The sequence below is a fragment of the Glutamicibacter sp. BSL13 genome, from assembly GCF_052928425.1.
Genome location: NZ_JAVGCZ010000012.1, coordinates 1 through 14,886, shown reverse-complemented (window position 1 = coordinate 14,886; position 14,886 = coordinate 1). Strand labels below are relative to the sequence as shown.

The following is a 14,886-nucleotide window of genomic DNA, read 5'->3' as shown; positions in this document are numbered from 1 at the left end:
GCAGGAATTATTTACCGAACGATCATTAGGTAATAATGAATTGTGACTCAAGTCAAGTCGGGGTGTCTACTGTTTCACGCCGTGGTGGGCAAAGAGTCTTCCGGGAATCCGTGGACGATTTGCTCCAGCAGGCCCAGGATGAACGGCTCCTTGATCCGGTTGTAGTCCATGACCAGACCCTGGTGAGCGGTGCGCTCATTGAGTTGGCCGGCCGCGTCGAGCTTGGCCCGAGCGTACGCCCGCCGCATGGCCGGGTCGGAGCGCAACCGGTCACGCAGCAGCACCATCCGGCAGTGCTCGGCGCTGCCCAGCGCGAAGAGGTGGATATTGGCCTCCAGCGTGCTGCCGGTGGCCAGCTGCTTGAACAACCGGTGCTGGTGCCAGCCCGGCTCCCGCAACCAGAACAGCAGCCCGGCCGCGCGCAGCTGCGGCACGTAGGAATCCTCGTCCCGCGGATCATCCACCAGCAGGTTGATGTCAATGACCGGCTTGGCCGCCAGCGCAGGCACCGAGGTCGAGCCCACATGCTCAACCACCTGCGCGGTGGCCCCCAGGGCCCGGCGCAGGCGCTCGGCCAGCTGCTCAAAGTGCTGCGCCCAGCCCGGGTCGGCGGGCACCACCTGGATGCTGCCCGGGGCCGGTGCCCCGTCAAGATACGGAAGCCCCGGATCGCCGGTGGGCCGCTGACGCAGGGCGGCCGGGTGCGCCAGCGTGCACCAGTAGCGGGTGGCCGCGGGCCAGCGCGGATCCCGCGGCGCCCGGGAAACCAGAAAGCCGCGGGCCCGGTAGAAGCCGATGGCGTCATCATCCGTGGCGGCCCCCACCGTGGCCTGCTCGGCCGTGCGCAGCGCCTGCACCAGGGCCGAAGCCACCTGGCGGTGCTGCGCCTGCGGCAGCACCGCCAGGTATTCCAGTTCCACACACTGCCCCGGACGGCGCCGGTAGGCGGCCAGGCCCACCAACTCTCCGGGGGAGGCAAACGCCCCGAGCAGGGGCAGCTGCGCGCAGTGCTGCACCAGGCCCTGCAGCCGTGCCGCGTCCGGTGGGCCCGCGGCCAGCCCAAGCAGCCCGGTGAACGCCGGTTCGGCGCACCACCGGGCATGCTCCAGCCACTGCAGCTCCACCGGCCGCGGGGAGCTCATTAGCTGTTCCCGGCCGGGTTTAGCCCCAGGGCATCGAGGGCGAACGCATAATCCCACGCCCGGTTCTTCCAGCCCTCGTAGCGGCCGGAGGCACCGCCGTGCCCGCCTTCCATCTCGGTCTTCAGCACGATCGGCTTGGTGCCGGTGCCCACCTCACGCAGCTTCGCCACCCACTTGGCCGGCTCCACATACAGCACCCGAGTGTCGTGCAGGGAGGTGACCGCGGCGATGCGCGGGTAGGGCACCGGACGGATGTTCTCATACGGGGAGTAGGACTTCATGTACTCGTACACCTCGCGGTCCTGGATCGGGTTGCCCCATTCCTCCCACTCCAGGGCCGAGAGCGGCAGCTCCGGATCCAGGATGGAGGTCAGCGCATCCACGAACGGCACCTGGGCGATGATGCCCGCGTACAGCTGCGGGGCAAGGTTCGCCACCGCGCCCATCAACAGCCCGCCAGCCGAACCGCCCAACGCCACGATCCGCTGCGGGTCGGCGATGCCCTTCTCGATCAGGTAGGTGGTGGCGTCCACGAAATCGGTGAACGTGTTCTTCTTGTTCAGCTTCTTGCCCTGCAGGTACCAGTCGCGCCCCAGTTCGCCGCCGCCGCGTACGTGGGCCACCACGAACACCACCCCGCGGTCCAGCAGGCTCAGCCGGGGGATGCCAAAGCCCGGGTCCATGGACATCTCATAGGATCCGTACCCGTAGATGAGGGTGGGCTGCGGGCGGGAGAGATCCACATCCACCCGGTGCATCACGGTCAGCGGGATCTGGGTCCCGTCCGCGGCGCTGGCCCAGTGGCGGGTGGCCCGGTAGTTGGCCGCGTCATAGTTGTTCACCGGGGTCTGCTTGCGCAACAGCAGCCGGTGGTCCTCCAGGACCAGGTCATAGACCCGGGCCGGAGTGAAGTCCGAGGTGTAGGCGATGCGCGCGACCGGGGATTCCAGGGAGGCGAACACCGGGGAGGCGGTGAACAGCTGTTCCTCGAACTGCGGCTCCAGCACCGGCTGCTGGGCGTCGGTGCCCAGCCCCTGCAGCGGCAGCAGCTCCACCCGCTCGCAGGTGTCCCGGCGCACCGAGAGCACCAGGTGGGTCGCGGTGATCAGAGCGCCCTCGCATTTGACGGTGGGCCGGTGCGGCACCACATCGGGCCACTGCCCGGGATCGGCTGCGGCACCGAGTTGATCGCGGGGCACCAGGGAGATCCGGTTGTTCGGTGCCTGGTGGTCGTGGGTAATCAGCACCTCGTCGGCGCGCTCGCCGGGCAGCAGGTCCACCGCGTGCAGCAGGCGCAGGGAACGGTCCACCAGCAGCTGGACCTCGGCGGCCGGATCCCGCAGATCCAGCACGCTGGTCTCGGAGTATTCGGAGTTGCCGCTGGAGATCAGCAGGTGCTCCCGGTCGGCGCTGAGCTCAAAGCCCAGCCACATGCCCGGGTCATCTTCCTGGAAAATCACCGCATCCTTATTCGGGTCGGTGCCCAGCACGTGCGCCCGGATCTGGTGGGGGCGCCAGGTCTCGTCCACCACGGTGTAGAACACGCGGCGCGAATCGGGGGAGAAGGCCAACCCGTAGAACACGCCCTCGATGGTGTCAGCCAGCAGCTGCCCGGTCTGCAGGTCCTTCAGGTAGAGGGTGAAACGCTCATCCCCGGTGGTGTCCACGCAGTAGGCCAGCAGGTTGCTCGTCTCATTGATGGCCATCCCGCCCAGGGCGAAGAAGGATTCGCCCTCGGCCAGCCGGTTGCCGTCCACCAGCACCTGCTCCCCGGGCAGCTCGGCGGCCGGGTCAATCACCGGCGGGGTCCAGTCCGCCTCCAGGTCCCCGGTGTCCGCGGCCTTGACCCGACTGTGGATCAGGTAGGGCTGGCCCTCCACGGAGCGGGTGAAGTACCACCAGCCGCGGCGCCGGGTGGGAACCGACAGGTCGGTTTCCACCGTGCGGGACTTGATCTCATCGAAGATCTCCTGGCGCAGCTGCTCCTGGCTCGCGCTGATCGCCTCGGTGTAGCGGTTCTCGGCCTGGAGGTGCTCGATGACCTGCGGGTTCTGCTTCTCGCGCAGCCATTCATAGTCATCGGTGAAGGTATCACCGTGGTGGGTGCGGGTGGTGGGGCGCTTGGCGGCCACCGGGGGGTGCGGGATCTTCGATTCGGAATGCATGATCCCATCTAAACCCACCATCACCCTGCCGGGGATGGATCTAGCCCTGCGCGAACCGGCGCGTCGCCCCGGCGGGAGGATCGCCAAAGCGCGGCGGGTACCTTCTACTCACCGATGGCTTTAGGCTAAAGCAAGGAGGTATGACCCAGCTAACAAGCACAACACCTTGGAACCGCACCTTGGAAGAAAGAGTGAAACTTGGTGACAACTACACATAATTCTGCGCGGCCAGAGCAACTGCGACCGCGCCGGGCCAGCGGCCCGCGGCAGTGGCGCCGCTGGCTGGCCAGCACCCTACTGGCCATGCTGGCCCTGGTCATCGGCGTCCCCGGCGCCGTGGCCCAGCCTGAGGACGGCGTCGAGGGCAAGACCTTCGTCATCGGCACCGACACCACCTTCGCCCCCTTTGAGTTCCGCCAGGGCGGGGATCTGGTGGGCATCGACATGGACCTGCTGCGCGCCATCGCCGAGGAGGAGGGGTTCAATGTTGAGATCCGCTCCCTGGGCTTCAACGCGGCCCTGCAGGCGCTGAGCTCAAACCAGGTCGACGGCGTGATCGCCGGCATGTCGATCACCGACGAGCGCAAGGAAGTCTACGACTTCTCCGAACCCTACTTCGAGTCCGGCATCCAGATGGCCATCGAACGCGGCAACGAGGACATCAAGGGCTACGAGGACCTCAAGGGCAAGACCGTGGTCGCCAAGACCGGCTCCGAGGGGGAAACCTTCGCCAAGTCGATCGCCGACGACTACGGGTTCGAGGTCAAGTCGCTGGACCAGTCGGCCACCATGTATGAGTCGGTCAAGGCTGGCACCGCGGTGGCGGTCTTCGATGACTATCCAGTGCTGGCCTACGGCATCGCCCAGGGCAACGGGCTGAAGACCGTGACCGAGAAGGAGCCGGCCGGATCCTACGGGTTCGCGGTGAACAAGGGCAAGAACTCCGCGCTGCTGGCCGCCTTCAATGACGGGCTGGCCAAGCTGAAGGACAGCGGGGAGTACGACAAGATCCTGGACTCCTACCTGGCCGACCCGGCCGCCTCCAGTTCCGGCGGCTTCTTCGACCTGCTCAAGCAGTCCTTCCCGGCCCTGATGATGGGTCTGAAGAACACCCTGGTGGTCACCGGGATCTCCTTCGTGGTGGCGATGGCGCTGGGTCTGCTCTTCGGATTCCTGAAGATCTCCCGCAACATCTTCGCCCGCGGACTGGCCACCGGCTTCATCAACCTCTTCCGCGGCACCCCGATCCTGGTGTGGGCGTTCTTCTTCTACTTCGGTCTGGCCCAGCTGATCGGGCAGAGCGTGAACATCTGGGTGGCCGGCGTGCTGACCCTGTCCTTGAACGGCGCGGCCTACATCGCCGAAATCGTGCGCGGCGGCGTGCAGTCGGTGGACCCCGGACAGCTGGAGGCTTCCCGCTCGCTGGGCCTGGGATACGGCAAGTCAATGCAGAAGGTCGTGATCCCGCAGGCGTTCAAGATCATGACCCCGTCACTGATCAACCAGCTGATCATCATGCTCAAGGACTCCTCACTGCTGCTGGCCATCGGCTTTGGCGAACTGCTCTACCAGGGCCAGCAGATCTACGCGGCGAACTTCCGGGTCACCGAGACGCTGCTGATCGTGGCCGTGATCTACCTGGTGGCCATCCTGGCCCTGACCAAACTGGCGAACTTCGCCGATCGGAGGTTTAACAAGTGAGTGAAGTCAGCGAAAAGCGGTCACGCCAACCGAAGATCCAGGTCGAGGGGCTGCGCAAGTCCTTTGGCAGCAACGAGGTGCTGCAGGGCATTGACCTGCAGGTGGCCGAGGGTGAGGTGGTCTGCGTGATCGGGCCTTCCGGGTCGGGCAAGTCCACACTGCTGCGGTGCCTGAACAAGCTGGAGGAAATCACCGGCGGCACCGTGGTGGTCGATGGCTTTGACGTCACCGACCCCAAGGTGGACATCAATGAGGTCCGCCGCCACGTGGGCATGGTCTTCCAGCACTTCAACCTGTTCCCGCACATGTCGGTGGCGCAGAACATCATGCTCGCCCCCGTGGAGCTGCGCAAGATGTCGCGTTCCGAGGCCCGCACCCGCGCCCTGGAGCTGCTGCGCCGGGTGGGGCTGGAGGAGAAGGCCGATGCCCGCCCCGCCTCCCTCTCCGGTGGGCAGAAGCAGCGTGTGGCGATTGCCCGCGCGCTGGCGATGAGCCCGGGCATCATGCTCTTCGACGAGGCCACCAGCGCCCTGGACCCGGAAATGGTCGGTGAGGTGCTGCAGGTGATCAAGGAACTGGCCGATGAGGGCATGACGATGGTGCTGGTCACCCACGAGATGGGCTTTGCCCGCGAGGTGGCCGACCGGGTGGTGTTCATGGCCGACGGAGTGGTGTGCGAGGAAAACGTCCCCTCCGAGCTGTTCGGCAACCCGCAGCAGGCCCGCACCCAGGACTTCCTGTCCAAGGTGCTCTAACGGCTGGCTGCCGCCACGCAGACGGCGCCCGTTCCGGTGTCCTGGCCCTTGGGGCCGGGGACCGGGGCGGGCGCCTTCGTGCTGGGAGGCGACTACCGCCGGCGGGAGGGCAAGGGGCCGGAAGAACCTGCGGTTTTCGCCGGCTGCTTCCGGCCATTGGGCGGGGGAGCGGGCCCTGCTGCGCAGCTTGTGCTGTAAGCGGCGACTCATGTTGACGTGATGCGTGACTCACCAATATACTGAACGAACGGTCGGTAAATATCTTTGACATCAGTGAGGTGAACCATGGCCGCAACCACACAGAATGATTCGCAGCTTAGCGCCGTTCCCAGTTATGAGGAACAGCAGTCGCAGGCCCGTTTCGATGCCATCATCGACGACGATTCGCGCATCGAGCCCCGCGACTGGATGCCCGAGGCCTACCGCAAGACCCTGACCCGCCAGGTCTCGCAGCACGCGCACTCGGAAATCATCGGCATGCAGCCAGAAGCCAACTGGATCACCCGCGCCCCGTCGCTGAAGCGCAAGGCCATCCTGATCGCCAAGGTGCAGGACGAGGCGGGCCACGGCCTGTACCTGTACTCGGCGGCCGAGACCCTGGGCACCGCACGCGATGAGCTGAACGAGCAGCTGCTCACCGGCCGGGCGAAGTACTCCTCGATCTTCAACTACCCGGCCCGCACCTGGGCGGACATGGGAGCCATCGGCTGGCTGGTCGATGGTGCGGCCATCGCCAACCAGGTGCCGCTGTGCCGCGCCTCCTATGGCCCGTACGGCCGGGCCATGGTGCGCATCTGCAAGGAAGAGTCCTTCCACCAGCGTCAGGGGTTCGAGATCCTGCTGGCCCTTTCCCGCGGCACCGAGGCGCAGAAGAAGATGGCCCAGGACGCCATCAACCGCTTCTACGAGCCCTCGCTGATGATGTTCGGTCCGCCGGATGAGCAGTCCCCGAACTCCAAGCAGTCCATGGCCTGGAAGATCAAGCGCTTCTCCAACGACGACCTGCGCCAGCGTTTCGTGGGCATGATCGCCGAACAGGTCAAGGTGCTGGGCCTGACCCTGCCGGACCCGGAACTGCGCTTCGATCAGGAGTCGGGCAAGTGGATCCACAAGGATCTGAACTGGGATGAGTTCATGAGCGTGATCAAGGGTGGCGGTCCGATGAACGCCCACCGCATGGAGCGCCGCCGCGCCGCCCACCGCGAAGGTGCCTGGGTGCGCGAAGCCGCCGCCGCATACGCCAACAAGCAAGCACAAAGTGAGGTCGCCTAAACGATGAGCACCCAGAAGAACCAGTGGCCGCTGTGGGAAGTCTTCGTGCGTTCCTCCCGTGGCCTGTCCCACGTACATGCCGGTTCGCTGCACGCACCGGACGCCCAGATGGCCGTGCGCAATGCACGGGATCTGTACACCCGGCGCAACGAAGGTGTGTCGCTGTGGGTCGTGAAGTCCGATGACATCATCTCCTCCGACCCGGGGGCGAAGGATGAATTCTTTGAATCGCCCAAGGGCAAGGACTACCGCCACGCCACCTACTACAAGGCCAGCGAAGGGGTGAAGCACCTGTGAAGTCCGATGAACTGGATGCCACCCTGGACAGCTTCGGCGACGCGCTGGCCTCGGCCACCCGGGTCACCCCGGGCAACGCGCTGCGCCCGGAGGACATCGCCCAGGATGGGGTCAAGCCCTCCGAGGCGGTCGCCCAGTACGCGCTGCGCCTGGGGGACGACTCGCTCATCCTCTCCCAGCGCATGGCCCACTGGGTCTCACGCGCCCCGGAACTCGAAGAGGACGTGGCACTGGGGAACATCACCCTGGACCTGCTGGGCCACGCCCGCTCGTTCCTGACCTACGCCGGGCTGGCGTGGGACAAGACCGAGGATGAGCTGGCCTACTTCCGTGAGGAAGAGGACTTCACCTCCCTGCACATCGTGGAGCAGGACAACGGGCACTTCGGGGTGACGATCATCCGGATGCTGTTCGTCTCGACCTTCCAGATGCTGCTCTACCGTGAGCTGATGAACTCCTCGGATGAAACCCTGGCGGCCATCGCCGCCAAGGCCGAGAAGGAAGTGCACTACCACCACGACCACGCCGAGCAGTGGACCATCCGCCTGGGCCTTGGCACCGAGGAATCGGCCGCCAAGATGCGCCACGCACTGGAAATCATGTGGCCCTACGTCTCGGAGATGTTCGCCGACGAGCCGCTGCACGGTGAGCTTGAGGGCATCGCCGTGCGCCCCTCCACCCTGCGCGCAGCCTGGGATGCGGAAATCACCCGCGTCCTGGACGCCGCCGGACTGGAAGCCCCGCAGGTGCCGCAGGCCATGTGCCGCGGACGCCAGGGCGAACACTCGGAATACCTGGGCTACATTCTGGCCGAAATGCAGGTCCTGGCCCGCAAGCACCCGGGCGCGACCTGGTAGCAATCTTTTCGAACCGAATGGGTGAGCAGAGATGACGAAGCAAAGCATGAGCACCGATCACGAGAAGCTGCAGCACATCGCCTCCAAGGTCAATGACCCGGAGATCCCCGTGCTGAGCATCGCCGATCTGGGGATCCTGCGCGGGGTCGAGCAGCTGGAGGATGGCACCGTCCAGGTGACCATCACACCGACCTACTCCGGCTGCCCGGCCATGGACGTGATCACCCAGGACCTGCACCACGCCTTCGAGGACGCCGGTTACCAGAAGGTGGACGTCAAGCTGGTGCTCTCACCGGCCTGGACCACCGACTGGATGAGCGAGGACGGCAAACGCAAACTCAGCGAATACGGCATTGCCCCGCCCACCGGCACCGGCCACCGCGGCCCGGTGACCCTGGGGCTGAGCGTGAAATGCCCGCGCTGCCACTCCCTGAAGACCCGTGAACTCGCCCGCTTCGGTTCGACCGCGTGCAAGGCGCTGTACACCTGCAGCGACTGTTTGGAACCTTTCGACTACTTCAAGGTGCTTTCATGACTGAACAAACCACACCGACGCGCCGGCGGGCCACCTTCCACCGGTTGACCGTCTCCGAGGTCCGGCGCTTGACCAAGGACTCCATCGAGGTGACCTTCGCGATCCCGCCGGAGCTGTCCGAGGAATACGACTACGTCGCCGGGCAGTACGTGGCCCTGCGCAAGGAACTGCCCAACGCCGAGGGCGAGCTGCAGGAAGTGCGCCGCTCCTACTCGATCTGTGCCGCACCGACCGGCAGCGAGATCAAGGTCGCGATCAAGCGCGACCTGGGCGGGGTGTTCTCCACCTGGGCGAATGAGGAACTGGAGGCCGGCGAGCAGATCGATGTGATGAGCCCGGCCGGCGCCTTCATCTCCAAGCACAAGCTCACCGGGATGAACGACCCGACCAGCGTGGATACGCTCACCCAGGACCACTTCGTGGCCGTTGCCGCGGGCAGCGGGATCACCCCGGTGCTGGCCATTGCGCGCACCATCCTGGAAGCCAACGAGAACACGCGCTTTGACCTGATCTACGCAAACAAGGCCGCCATGGACGTGATGTTCCTGGAGGAGCTGGCGGACCTGAAGGACCGCTACCCCTCACGGATGGCCCTGCACCACGTGCTCAGCCGGGAACAGCGCATCTCCCCGCTGCTCTCCGGGCGCATTGACGCCGAGAAGCTCACCGCCCTGCTGAACTCCGTCATCCCGCACGACGATGTGGACGAATGGTTCCTGTGCGGTCCCTTCGAACTGGTCCAGCTGGTGCGCGACCAGCTCTCCGAACTGCAGGTCCCGGCCGACAAGGTCCGCTTCGAACTGTTCACCACCGGTGAGCCGAACCGGCCGCAGGGCCAGATCGGCCGCCCGGTCGAGGTGGATGAGAACGAGGAAAGCTACGAAATCACCTTCAAGCTCGATGGGCTGCAGGGTGAGGTCAAGTCCCCGGTGCGCACCAATGAGACCGTGCTGAACGCCGCGCTGCGGGTCCGCCCGGACGTTCCGTTCGCCTGCGCCGGCGGGGTGTGCGGCACCTGCCGCGCGAAGGTCACCTGCGGCAGCGTGAAGATGGCCGAAAACTACGCGCTGGAGCCGGACGAGATCGAGGCCGGCTACGTGCTGACCTGCCAGTCCCATCCGACCAGTGACAAAGTCACCGTCGACTTCGACGCCTAGGAGCCGCCCGATGATCGAACTGAACATTGCCGATTCGGTGGCCACCGTGGTGCTGAACGCACCGCAGAAGATGAACGCGCTGGACGAGGCGGCCCTGGCCGAACTGTCCGAGGCCTATGACCAGGCAGCCGCCCAGGTGCAGTCCGGTCAGGTGCGCGCCCTGCTGCTGCGCGCAGAGGGCCGCGGGTTCTGTGCCGGACGGGACATCTCCGGGGTGAACCCGGCAGACGATGACGTCATGGGCTACCTCGACGGCAAGGTGCAGCCGCTGCTGCAGAAGATGTCGGCGTTTCCCGCCCCGACGTTCGCCGCGGTGCACGGCGCCTGCCTGGGCGTCGGGCTGGGCCTGGCCGTAGCCACCGACGTGGTCTACGTGGCCGAGAACGCGAAGATCGGCTCCCCGTTCGCCAACCTGGGAGCCACCCTGGATTCGGGCGGACACTGGTTGTTCACCGAACGGCTCGGCGCCCACCGGACCCTGGATCTGATCTATACCGCCGAACTGATTTCCGGCACCGAGGCGGTGCGCTCCGGGCTGTTCTCCCGGGCCTTCGCCGCGGAGCAGCTGCTGGAGCAGACCGGGCAGATCGTGGCCCGGGTCGCCAACGGCGCCACGCAGGCGTTCGTGGCCTCCAAAGAACTGGTCGCCCAGATCCGTGACGAGCGGGTGGGACTGTGGGCGTCCATGCGCGCCGAGAACAAGGCCCAGGCGGCCCTGTGCGACACCGCCGACTACGGCGAGGGCTTCAAGGCCTTCCAGGAAAAGCGCGCGCCGCGGTTCACCGGCCGCGGCTAACAGCACTGGCGAACACCGCCACCGACCGCACGCAGCCTCCGGGAAAAGACACCGTCTTTTCCCGGAGGCTGCGTGCGTTGACCGGTACTGCGCCCAGCCGGAGGGGCAATGCGCCGGAACAGCGGCCGGCCCAGGGGGCTGCGGGATACCCCCTACCGGGTGTCGGCGTCCTCGAAAATCAGCAGCGTCTGGGTGTCAAGCACGGTGGGCAGGGATTGGAGGCGTTCAAAGACCACCCGGCGCAGGTCCAGGTTGTCCTTGGCCCGCACCAGCAGGATCACATCGAAGTTCCCGCCCACCAGGCCCACGTGGTGCACCTCCGGGATGGAGGCCAGATGGTCCCGCAGCTCCCGCCACGAATGCTGGCGCAGCTTCAGGGTGACATAGGCGCTGGCCTTCAGACCCGCCTTGACCGGGTCGATGACCGCCGTGTACCGGGTGATCACCCCGGCGTCCTGCAGGCGGGCAATGCGTGAATAGGCGTGGGCCCGCGAGACGTGCACCCGCTGTGCCACGGTGGTCACCGACTGGCGTCCGTCCCGGGTCAATTCGGCCAGGATCGCATGATCCACGTCATCGAGTTTGATCTCGGTTTCCTTGCTCACCAAAGCTCCTGAAACTGCGGGCGGACGAGTTCTCGTCAAAGCCCTGATGAATGAACTATTCGTCTACGAGTATAGGGAATATTCCCGCAACTTTCTGGGATCAGCCGCCGGACTGGCGACGAATAGTCATCGTTACCCATAATTGTGAACAAAGAATGTATTGGTGAGTGATTTCACACGACCCTCTGTCGTGGGTCACGCACCCGGTCAGGAAAGGTGGGTTGCCATGAGCACCGAACCCCGCGAAGACCTCATCACTGAAGTCAGCCGCAAATTCGGCATTTCCCCCGAGGACTACATGCTGCCGGCACGGCACATGATCAATCTGCTGAACCCGGACGGCTCGCTGCGCTCCACCGAGGAGCAGGGCGCGGAGCCGGGGCACGAGTACCCGCTGCCCAGCCCCGCCGAACTGCTGCGCGCCTACGAGGCGCTGGTGGTCGGGCGACGGGTCAACGACCAGAACTCGGCCCTGGTCCGCCAGGGCCGCATGGCCGTCTACCCCTCCAGCCACGGGCAGGAGGCCTGCCAGATCGCTGCCGCGCTGTGCCTGCAGGATGGCGACTGGCTTTTCCCGACCTATCGGGACTCGGTGGCGGTGATGACCAAGGGGGTGGCCCCGATGGAGGTCATGACCAGCTTCCGCGGCGAATGGCACTGCGGCTACGACCCGAAGCAGTACCAGGTGGCCCCGATGTCCACCCCGCTGACCACCCAGCTGCTGCACGCGGTGGGTGTTGCCCACGCCGCAAAGCTGCGCGGGGAGAACACCGTGGTGGTGGCCATGTGCGGCGACGGCGCGACCAGTGAAGGCGACTTCCATGAGGCCCTGAACTTCGCCGCCGTGTTCAACCTGCCGGTGATCTTCTTCGTGCAGAACAACAAATACGCCATCTCCGTGCCGCTTTCCCAGCAGTCGGTTGCCCCGTCGCTGGCCCACAAGGCCGTGGGCTACGGCATGGCCGGCGAACGCGTGGACGGCAACGACCTGATCGCGCTGATGGCCGTCATGGGCCGCGCCGTGCGCCTGGCCCGCGAGGGCTCCGGCCCGCTGATGATCGAGGCCCACACCTACCGCATGCAGGCGCACACCAACGCCGATGACGACAAGCGCTACCGCGAGGACGCGGAGGTGGCCGAATGGGTGGCCAAGGATCCGGTCAAGCGCATGGAAGCCTACCTGGCCGACTCCGGGCTGCTGGAGTCCGAGGCCACGCAGCGGATCACCGACCACGCCGAAACCGTGGCCAAGACCCTGCGCGACGGGATGAACCAGGACGCGGACACCGACCCGCTGGAGCTGTTCAACCACGTGTATTCGACCCCCACCGCCCAGCTGAAGGAACAGTCCGCACTGCTGGCCGACGAACTAGCCCGCGAGGAGGCATAAGGTGACTGCAACCGCATCAGCCGAGAACGGCAACGTCAGCGCCGAAACCGCACACGCCGCCGCAGCCAAGGCCGCGGCCAACCAGCCGGTGACCTTCGGCAAGGCCCTGAACACCGCCCTGGCCGACGCGCTGAGCGCGGATGAGTCGGTGGTCATCTTCGGCGAGGACGTCGGAGTGCTTGGCGGGGTCTTCCGCATCACCGACGGGCTGACCGCCCGGTTCGGCTCCCACCGCTGCTTTGACACCCCGCTGGCCGAATCGGGCATCGTGGGCATGGCCGTGGGCATGGCCATGAATGAGATGCGCCCGGTGATTGAGATGCAGTTCGACGCATTCGCCTACCCGGCCTTCGAACAGATCGCCTCGCACGTGGCCAAGATGCGCAACCGCACCCAGGGCCGCCTGCCGCTGCCGATGGTCATCCGCATCCCCTACGCCGGCGGCGTGGGCGGGGTGGAGCACCACTGCGACTCCTCCGAGGCCTACTACGCCCACACCCCGGGGCTGAAGGTCTTCACCCCCTCCACCGTGCAGGACGCCTACCTGATGCTGCGCGAGGCCATCGACTCCCCGGACCCGGTGGTGTTCTTTGAGCCGAAGAAGCTGTACTGGACCAAGGACCAGGTGGACCTGGAGGACCTGGCCCGGCAGTACGAGGCGCAGCGCGCGGCGAAGACCGAGGGCACCGCCCGCATCGCCCGCCCGGGCACCGACGCCACCCTGGTGGCCTACGGCCCGAGCGTGTCCACCGCCCTGGAGGCGGCCAAGATCGCCGCCGAGGAGGGCCGGAACCTGGAAGTCATCGACGTGCGCACCATTGTGCCGTTCGATGATGAGACCGTGGCCGCCTCGGTACGCAAGACCGGACGAGCCGTGGTGATCGGCGAAGCCCAGGGCTTCGTGTCCGTGGCCAGTGAAATCACCGCCCGCATCCAGGAGCGCTGCTTCCACTCGCTGGCGGCCCCGGTGCTGCGGGTGACCGGGTTCGACATCCCGTACCCGGCCCCGACCCTGGAAAAGCACCACCTGCCCAGCGCCGAGCGCATCCTCGACGCCGTCGACCAACTGCAATGGGAGGCCTAACGTGATCAAGACATTCCTGCTCCCCGATCTGGGGGAGGGCCTGACCGAGGCCGAACTGGTGCGCTGGATGGTCGCCGCGGGGGACACCGTGGCCGTGGACCAGCCCATCGCCGAGGTGGAGACCGCCAAGTCGCTGGTGGAGATCCCCTGCCCGTTCGAGGGCGTGGTGCACCAGCTGCACGGGGAAGCCGGGCAGATGATGCTGGTTGACGAGCCGTTCATCTCCGTGGCCACCGAGGCCGGGGAAGCCGGCGGCCAGGACTCCGGTTCGCCCGCGGACTCCGAGCCGGCCGAGGGGGCGCTGTCCTACCGTGAGGAGGAGCGTGCCGGAACCACGGCCCCGCAGGCCGAGGACGAGGGCAGCGGCAACGTGCTGATCGGGTACGGCACCGGCGCGGCCAAGTCCACCGGCAGCCGCCGGCGCCGCCCGCGCGCCGGCAGCGTGATCACCACCCCCGGACCGGCCAACGAGCAGGCCCCGCTGGTGATCAACCCGATCGTGCGCAAGCTGGCGCGCGATCACGGGATCGACATCGCCACCGTGCAGGGCACCGGCCAGAACGGGATGGTGCTGCGCAGCGACATCCAGTCCCGCATCGACTCCGGCGCCCCGGCGGCGGCCAGCACCCCGGCCCCGGCAGCCACCCCGGCCCCGGCTGCGGCGGCCAGTGCCCCGGCCGGCGCCGGGCAGACCGATTCACGCACCGGCCTGCCGGTGGCCGAATCCACGGTGCTCTCCGGCGTGCGGCGCACCATCGCCAACGCGATGAGCACCTCGCGCCGGGAGATTCCCGAGGCCACCGTCTGGGTGGATGTGGATGTCACCAAGCTGCTGAAGCTGCGCGCCAAGGTCAAGGAAAGTGCCGGCAGCGCCCCGAGCATGCTGGCCATCATCTCCCGCTTCGCGGTGCTGGGCCTGAAGCAGTTCCCGGAACTGAACAGCCGCATCGAGGTGGGGGCCGACGGGCAGCTGACACAGACCCGCTTCGACGGGGTGAACCTGGGCTTCGCCGCGCAAACCGAGCGGGGCCTGGTGGTCCCCAACGTGCGCGGCGCGCACCAGCTGAACGCACAGCAGCTCTCGGCCGAGTTCGCCCGCCTGGCCTCGCTGGCCCGCGAAGGCAAGGCCG

Annotated in this window: 14 protein-coding genes; 11 read left to right on the top strand and 3 right to left on the bottom strand. The window is 66.6% G+C overall.

Annotated elements, in window-relative coordinates:
• Nucleotides 1-74 precede the first annotated feature (74 nt).
• Both RCJ92_RS03660 and RCJ92_RS03655 read right to left on the bottom strand, forming a co-directional pair.
• Nucleotides 75-1,142 carry a GNAT family N-acetyltransferase gene (locus RCJ92_RS03660; RefSeq protein ID WP_446753789.1) on the bottom strand — a complete coding sequence of 356 codons (1,068 nt, stop codon included), beginning with the start codon at nucleotides 1,140-1,142 and terminating at the stop codon, nucleotides 75-77.
• The gene (locus RCJ92_RS03655; protein WP_446753788.1) at nucleotides 1,142-3,307 is read right to left on the bottom strand and encodes a S9 family peptidase; all 2,166 of its coding nucleotides are present in this window, start codon (nucleotides 3,305-3,307) and stop codon (nucleotides 1,142-1,144) included. Before RCJ92_RS03655 ends, RCJ92_RS03660 begins: the two co-directional genes overlap by 1 nt.
• 303 nt (nucleotides 3,308-3,610) lie before the next feature.
• On the opposite strand from RCJ92_RS03655, the gene RCJ92_RS03650 reads away from it, so the two are divergent.
• The 8 genes from RCJ92_RS03650 to RCJ92_RS03615 all read left to right on the top strand — a co-directional run bounded on the left by RCJ92_RS03650 (nucleotide 3,611) and on the right by RCJ92_RS03615 (nucleotide 10,677).
• The gene (locus tag RCJ92_RS03650) at nucleotides 3,611-5,008 is read left to right on the top strand and encodes an amino acid ABC transporter substrate-binding protein/permease (protein WP_343831949.1); all 1,398 of its coding nucleotides are present in this window, start codon (nucleotides 3,611-3,613) and stop codon (nucleotides 5,006-5,008) included.
• Nucleotides 5,005-5,763 (top strand): amino acid ABC transporter ATP-binding protein, encoded by a 759-nt coding sequence (locus RCJ92_RS03645; protein WP_138176990.1) that lies wholly within the window; start codon nucleotides 5,005-5,007, stop codon nucleotides 5,761-5,763. Before RCJ92_RS03650 ends, RCJ92_RS03645 begins: the two co-directional genes overlap by 4 nt.
• A gap of 285 nt (nucleotides 5,764-6,048) precedes the next feature.
• Complete coding sequence (paaA, locus tag RCJ92_RS03640; RefSeq protein WP_138176993.1) at nucleotides 6,049-7,035, top strand: 1,2-phenylacetyl-CoA epoxidase subunit PaaA; 987 nt, start codon at nucleotides 6,049-6,051, stop codon at nucleotides 7,033-7,035.
• Between the two features lie 3 nt (nucleotides 7,036-7,038).
• The gene (gene paaB / locus RCJ92_RS03635) at nucleotides 7,039-7,332 is read left to right on the top strand and encodes a 1,2-phenylacetyl-CoA epoxidase subunit PaaB (protein ID WP_138176996.1); all 294 of its coding nucleotides are present in this window, start codon (nucleotides 7,039-7,041) and stop codon (nucleotides 7,330-7,332) included.
• A complete protein-coding gene (gene paaC, locus RCJ92_RS03630) occupies nucleotides 7,329-8,189 on the top strand; it encodes a 1,2-phenylacetyl-CoA epoxidase subunit PaaC (protein ID WP_446753787.1) in 861 nt (286 codons plus the stop codon). The genes paaB and paaC overlap by 4 nt, the downstream gene beginning before the upstream one ends.
• Before the next feature lie 46 nt (nucleotides 8,190-8,235).
• A complete protein-coding gene (gene paaD, locus RCJ92_RS03625; protein WP_054821074.1) occupies nucleotides 8,236-8,724 on the top strand; it encodes a 1,2-phenylacetyl-CoA epoxidase subunit PaaD in 489 nt (162 codons plus the stop codon).
• Nucleotides 8,721-9,881 (top strand): 1,2-phenylacetyl-CoA epoxidase subunit PaaE, encoded by a 1,161-nt coding sequence (paaE, locus tag RCJ92_RS03620; protein ID WP_138177002.1) that lies wholly within the window; start codon nucleotides 8,721-8,723, stop codon nucleotides 9,879-9,881. Before paaD ends, paaE begins: the two co-directional genes overlap by 4 nt.
• 10 nt (nucleotides 9,882-9,891) lie before the next feature.
• The gene (locus RCJ92_RS03615; RefSeq protein ID WP_446753786.1) at nucleotides 9,892-10,677 is read left to right on the top strand and encodes an enoyl-CoA hydratase/isomerase family protein; all 786 of its coding nucleotides are present in this window, start codon (nucleotides 9,892-9,894) and stop codon (nucleotides 10,675-10,677) included.
• Nucleotides 10,678-10,829: 152 nt separating this feature from the next.
• On the opposite strand, the gene RCJ92_RS03610 is transcribed toward RCJ92_RS03615, so the two are convergent.
• The gene (locus tag RCJ92_RS03610) at nucleotides 10,830-11,282 is read right to left on the bottom strand and encodes an Lrp/AsnC family transcriptional regulator (protein ID WP_171021222.1); all 453 of its coding nucleotides are present in this window, start codon (nucleotides 11,280-11,282) and stop codon (nucleotides 10,830-10,832) included.
• 226 nt (nucleotides 11,283-11,508) lie between these two features.
• Between RCJ92_RS03610 and pdhA the strand changes: the two genes are divergently transcribed.
• The 3 genes from pdhA to RCJ92_RS03595 all read left to right on the top strand — a co-directional run.
• Nucleotides 11,509-12,672, top strand: a complete 1,164-nt coding sequence (gene pdhA / locus RCJ92_RS03605) for a pyruvate dehydrogenase (acetyl-transferring) E1 component subunit alpha (RefSeq protein WP_446753785.1) — start codon at nucleotides 11,509-11,511, stop codon at nucleotides 12,670-12,672.
• 1 nt (nucleotide 12,673) lies between these two features.
• Nucleotides 12,674-13,756, top strand: a complete 1,083-nt coding sequence (locus RCJ92_RS03600) for an alpha-ketoacid dehydrogenase subunit beta (protein WP_138926639.1) — start codon at nucleotides 12,674-12,676, stop codon at nucleotides 13,754-13,756.
• 1 nt (nucleotide 13,757) lies between these two features.
• Nucleotides 13,758-14,886: dihydrolipoamide acetyltransferase family protein (locus tag RCJ92_RS03595; RefSeq protein ID WP_446753784.1), on the top strand; the 1,129-nt coding region annotated here is incomplete at its 3' end.

What these genes read in the sequence shown, in the direction of transcription:
- RCJ92_RS03660 (WP_446753789.1), bottom strand. Translation starts at nt 1,142, where the DNA reads ATGAGCTCCCCGCGGCCGGTGGAGCTGCAGTGGCTGGAGCATGCCCGG.
- RCJ92_RS03655 (WP_446753788.1), bottom strand. Translation starts at nt 3,307, where the DNA reads ATGCATTCCGAATCGAAGATCCCGCACCCCCCGGTGGCCGCCAAGCGC.
- RCJ92_RS03650 (WP_343831949.1), top strand. Translation starts at nt 3,611, where the DNA reads ATGCTGGCCCTGGTCATCGGCGTCCCCGGCGCCGTGGCCCAGCCTGAG.
- paaA (WP_138176993.1), top strand. Translation starts at nt 6,049, where the DNA reads ATGGCCGCAACCACACAGAATGATTCGCAGCTTAGCGCCGTTCCCAGT.
- paaB (WP_138176996.1), top strand. Translation starts at nt 7,039, where the DNA reads ATGAGCACCCAGAAGAACCAGTGGCCGCTGTGGGAAGTCTTCGTGCGT.
- paaD (WP_054821074.1), top strand. Translation starts at nt 8,236, where the DNA reads ATGAGCACCGATCACGAGAAGCTGCAGCACATCGCCTCCAAGGTCAAT.
- paaE (WP_138177002.1), top strand. Translation starts at nt 8,721, where the DNA reads ATGACTGAACAAACCACACCGACGCGCCGGCGGGCCACCTTCCACCGG.
- RCJ92_RS03615 (WP_446753786.1), top strand. Translation starts at nt 9,892, where the DNA reads ATGATCGAACTGAACATTGCCGATTCGGTGGCCACCGTGGTGCTGAAC.
- pdhA (WP_446753785.1), top strand. Translation starts at nt 11,509, where the DNA reads ATGAGCACCGAACCCCGCGAAGACCTCATCACTGAAGTCAGCCGCAAA.